The sequence below is a fragment of the Myxococcota bacterium genome (assembly GCA_035498015.1).
Lineage (GTDB): Bacteria > Myxococcota_A > UBA9160 > SZUA-336 > SZUA-336 > VGRW01.
The window spans coordinates 1-4,419 of record DATKAO010000107.1; the positions used below are offsets into that span (position 1 = coordinate 1).

The window sequence follows — 4,419 nt, forward strand, 5'->3', positions numbered from 1 at the left end:
GAACTTCATCTCCTGCGCCAGCTTCTTCGTCGCCTGCCGCGCCGTGATCGCCGCCGTCAACGTCGTCTTCCCGTGATCCACGTGGCCGATCGTCCCCACGTTCACGTGCGGCTTGTTGCGCTCGAACTTCTCCTTGGACATCGCTCTTGTGTTTCCCTCGTGTGACCTGTGAGTGAGTGAGTCGGATTCTTGGTGAGCCCATGGGCGGAGTCGAACCGCCGACCTCATCCTTACCAAGGATGCGCTCTAACCACCTGAGCTACATGGGCGGGATTTCCTGGTGGAGCGGGAAACGGGGCTCGAACCCGCGACCCCAAGCTTGGAAGGCTTGTGCTCTAGCCAACTGAGCTATTCCCGCCCGAAACTTCTTTGTGTATGCCTCCGAGACCGGCTGAGCCGCCTGGCGCGTGGTGGAGAGGGGAGGATTCGAACCTCCGAAGGCGTGAGCCAACGGGTTTACAGCCCGTCCCAGTTGACCGCTTTGGTACCTCTCCGGAGGGTTCTCGAGCCTGCGCGGTCACTCGACCGCGAGTCACTTCGTTCCGTCCGCGCACAAAAAGATCCCGCCCCGCCGAGCACCCCGATTCCTCCGCGGCGCAGTACGAATCCCGATGCTTTTCCGTGTAACCCGTGCTGTGTCGACCCGCCGGCGTGGTGCAGGTGCCGAGTTGCCGCTCCGACGCCCTGGGCGCGGAGCTGGCGAGGGGACTCGAACCTCCAACCTGCTGATTACAAATCAGCTGCTCTACCGATTGAGCTACGCCAGCGCAAGCGGCGATTGTATCAGGAGGTTTTCGCCGTGCCAGCAAACTCCGCGCCGACGGCGGAGCGCCGGGCCTCGGCCGTCCTGAACAAAAGATAGGCAGCCGCCGCGGCCACTCCCAAGGACGCGATTTTGCCCTGGAGCGGAATACCCACCACCGCGGTCGCGAGCTTCCGGATCCCGGCGCGCACTCCGAGATCCTCACTCCCGAACACCCAGACGAGGTCGGACTGGAGCGTCATGGTCGGAAGCTCGACGAGGGGAACACCTCCCGCATCCGCGACCAGGAGCGCCAGCCCCTCGCTGCGACCCAGGTCGAGCGCGCGCGCCAGGTTCGGCGCGCGGCCCACGCGCAGGTGCTCGAGCGCGCCCGCGCTCGCGCGCAGCGCGCCGGCCGAGATCGGCGGCGAGTGGCGGTGCTCGAGCACGAGGCCGCCTACACCCGCTCCCTCCGCGCTGCGCGCGATGCTCCCCAGGTTCCCGACGTCGGTCACGCGGTCGAGCGCCACGAGGAAGCGCGGCGACGGCGCCGCCAGCAGCGCCTCCGCCTCTTCCTCCGGATAGGGATCCGCTTCGGCGTGCACGAACCCGCCGCGCTCGGCGACCCGCCGGGCGATGCCCCGCTCCGCGAGCAGCGTCTCGAGCTCGCGCCGCGCCGCGCTGCCGTCTCCCTCCGGGAGGTGGACGGCGTGCACGCGGCGCCGGCCAGCGCGAATGGCCTCGATGACTGGTCGCGTGCCTTCGATCAAGGCAAAGTTCGCCGGGCCCGCCATCGCGCTCACTCTACTCCGGGGACCGCCGCCGTGACTTCCCTCGCCCACCTGCTCGACGCGCTCCCGCTCGACTCGCTTCCCCACCTGCTGGACCCGCGCGGCGCCGGCGGATGGGGCAGCGCGGCGCTGGGCGTATACCCCGAAGTCACCTTCCGCGGCGGCCTCGAGGCGCTGCGCGAGGCGGAGCGCTGGCTGGCGCAGTTCCGCGGCGCGCCGCCGCTCTCGGCGCTGCTGATCGGGAGCCTGGGCTACGAGCTCGGCCACGAGCTCTCGGGCGGACGCGTGCCCCGGCGCGACGGCGCGACCGCCCCCGTGTGTCTGGCCGGGTTTCGGGCGCTGGCAGTCGGCGATCCGACGACCGGACGGCCCGTCGTCGCGGGCGGCTGTCCGCGTGCGCGGGCGAAGCTCGAAGCGCTGCTCGCCAGCCTGCCCCGCGTGGAGCCCGCGAAGCCGCCCGCGCTGCGCGCGCCGCTGCCGCGCACGAGTGACTCGGACTTCCTGTGCGCCGTGCGCCGCGTGCAGGCGTACATCCGCGCTGGCGACGTGTACCAGGTGAACCTGGCGCGCCGGCTCGACCTTCCGGCCCCCGACGCGCCGGGCCTGCGGAGCCTGTACCGCGCGCTCGCCGACGCCGCCGGCGCGCCCTTCGGCGCCTATCTGGAGACGCCGGAGCGCACGCTTCTGTCGAGCTCGCCCGAGCTGTTCCTGCGCGCCGAGGCAGGCGCCGTCGAGACGCACCCGATCAAGGGCACGCGCCCGCGCGCCGCCACGCCGGCCGACGACGCCGCGCAGCTCCGCGCCCTGCTCGCGTCGGAGAAGGACCGCGCCGAGCACGTGATGATCGTGGACCTCGAGCGCAACGATCTGGGCCGCGTGTGCCAGACCGGCAGCGTGCACCTGCGCGAGCTGTGCGCGCCGCGCAGCTTCGCCGACGTACACCATCTGGTGTCGGTCGTGGCCGGGCGCCTGCGCGAGCCGGGCGACTGGGTCGGGCTGCTCGAGGCCACGTTCCCGGGCGGCTCGATCACCGGCGCGCCGAAGCTGCGCGCCATGCAGCTCATCGCCGAGCTCGAGCCCGTGGCGCGCGACGCCTACACCGGCGCCGTCGGCTGGATCGACGCCTCGGGCCGGATGGAGCTGGCGATCGCGATCCGCACGGCGATCGCGGCGCGCGGCGCCCTGCACCTCCACCTGGGCGGCGGCATCGTCGCCGACTCCGAGCCCGCCGCGGAGCTGCGCGAGACCCGCGACAAGGGGCGCGGCTTCGCCCGGGCCTGGGGCTTCGAGCCGTAGAACGCACGCACGTGCCCGGGCGCGCCATGCGCCCCTCAAGGGGTCACCGGCCGGCGCCGAAGCGAGCGGGAGATCGCGGAGGAGACGCAGTGTCGGACGTGCAGCGCAGAGCGGAAGAGTCACCGGAAGTCACGCCGGTCGCCACACCCGCGCCGCAGTCGGGCTGGCGCAGGATTGCACAGCCGGGCGCGGCCGAAGACGAAGTCACTCTGCCGGCCGTGCAGCGCCGCGGTGAGCTCCGCACCAACCTGTCACTCCGCGCCGAGCGCACCACGATCGACGCGGTGCGCGACCCGATCACCGGCGAGCTCTACTACGACATCGCGGACGACGACCAGACGCAGAACCTGTCACGCCGCGGCCTGTGCATTCGCTGCGAGCGCCCGCCCGAAGTCGGCACGCGCGTGCTCGTGCAGCTGCGCCTGCCCGGCGAGGCGCCCATCGACGTGGTCGGCCTCGCGCGCTGGACGCGCGTGGTGTTCGTCCCCGGCGAGCACGGTGCGCGTGCCGCGGCCCTCGTGGGCCTCGAGCTGCTGGGCGGCCCGCCGCGGGCGCTCGAGCGCTACGGCCGCGCGCTCGGAAAGCTCGCGCGCGGCGCGGCGAAGGCGGATGAAATGAACTCCGAATCAGCGGTTGCCTCCCCCAGGGACCGCCGATAGCATGACCGCGGATGCCCGCCCCCAAGCCGCCAGGAAACTTCCGCTGGATCCGGGGGATCCGCACGTTCGAAATCGATCCTGAGCGGCTGCGCCTGCAGCGCATCCGCTCGATCATCAAGTCGATCCAGCGCGATCTCGACGAAGGCGGCCGCGCCTACGTGCGCCAGATCATGAAAGGCCCCGAGCTGTTCCGGATCGAGCTCGAGCGCCCCGACTGGTCGTACAACCGCACGACGATCCTCGACCGCGAGACACTGCGCTCACTGCTCGAGCAGACACCGGAATCCACCGTCCGCGAGTGCATGCGCTTCCGCTAGTTCTTGAACTACGCTCGCCTGCGGATCGCTGCGCGCAGCGGCGCCTTGAAGAACCGAACTGCCCGGAGCGGGGATCGAACCCGCACGAAGCTTGCGCTTCTGAGGATTTTACATCGGCTCCGAGGGTTTCCCCTCGGGATCGGACTATCTCTTCACCCCTGTGGGGTGCCGGGCGCTCGTTGGCGGGGATTATCGTTGGGGCTCACCCCGCTAGTCTCTGCACCTTCCGCAAAACCTGGTGCCCTTTGCGGCTTGGCTCAGGATTGCCGTCGCTCGGTCGCCTTAGGTTCCCCTGAATTCACCCAGTTTCTTACCCGCGCGTTGCCGCGCGGGAGACCCAAACCTCGAGTCCTCTGTGTCTGCCAGTTCCACCATCCGGGCTCGGGCACAGTACTCCAGACCGGCTAAGCTACGCACCTCAGCATGGGTAGGGTGCCCGGAGCATGGGTAGGGTGCCCATGCGATCACCTCAGAGCATGGGTAGGGTGCCCATGCGATCACCTGTAAGGCGCCGTCGCCAAGTGGTAAGGCAGAGGCCTGCAAAGCCTTTATCCCCGGTTCGAATCCGGGCGGCGCCTCCAGCCTAGAGCCGGAGCCTGGGCGCGGGCTGCAGC

5 protein-coding genes and 5 tRNA genes are annotated in these 4,419 nt (G+C 70.4%); 4 read left to right on the top strand and 6 right to left on the bottom strand.

Features of this window, described 5'->3' with window-relative positions; translation table 11 throughout:
* The 6 genes from VMR86_09310 to VMR86_09335 form a co-directional block, all read right to left on the bottom strand.
* Positions 1–141 (bottom strand): GTP-binding protein (locus VMR86_09310; protein ID HTO07243.1); only part of this gene is annotated, 141 nt, incomplete at its 3' end.
* Between the two features lie 54 nt (positions 142–195).
* Positions 196–269 (bottom strand) — tRNA-Thr (locus tag VMR86_09315).
* Positions 270–281: 12 nt separating this feature from the next.
* Positions 282–358 (bottom strand) — tRNA-Gly (locus VMR86_09320).
* 50 nt (positions 359–408) lie between these two features.
* Positions 409–494, bottom strand: a tRNA-Tyr gene (locus VMR86_09325).
* Positions 495–694: 200 nt separating this feature from the next.
* Positions 695–767 (bottom strand) — tRNA-Thr (locus VMR86_09330).
* A 16-nt stretch (positions 768–783) separates the two neighbouring features.
* Positions 784–1,536, bottom strand: coding sequence for an RNA methyltransferase (locus tag VMR86_09335; protein ID HTO07244.1), 753 nt, complete (start codon positions 1,534–1,536; stop codon positions 784–786).
* 30 nt (positions 1,537–1,566) lie between these two features.
* On the opposite strand from VMR86_09335, the gene VMR86_09340 reads away from it, so the two are divergent.
* The 4 genes from VMR86_09340 (at position 1,567) to VMR86_09355 (ending at position 4,386) form a co-directional block, all read left to right on the top strand.
* Entirely contained in the window at positions 1,567–2,829 is a 1,263-nt protein-coding gene (locus tag VMR86_09340; protein HTO07245.1) for an anthranilate synthase component I family protein, read from the top strand.
* An 89-nt stretch (positions 2,830–2,918) separates the two neighbouring features.
* Complete coding sequence (locus VMR86_09345; GenBank protein HTO07246.1) at positions 2,919–3,488, top strand: hypothetical protein; 570 nt, start codon at positions 2,919–2,921, stop codon at positions 3,486–3,488.
* A gap of 11 nt (positions 3,489–3,499) precedes the next feature.
* On the top strand, positions 3,500–3,805 hold the full coding sequence (locus tag VMR86_09350) for a hypothetical protein (protein HTO07247.1): 306 nt from the start codon (positions 3,500–3,502) through the stop codon (positions 3,803–3,805).
* 507 nt (positions 3,806–4,312) lie between these two features.
* Positions 4,313–4,386: transfer RNA gene (locus tag VMR86_09355), tRNA-Cys, on the top strand.
* Positions 4,387–4,419: the final 33 nt, after the last annotated feature.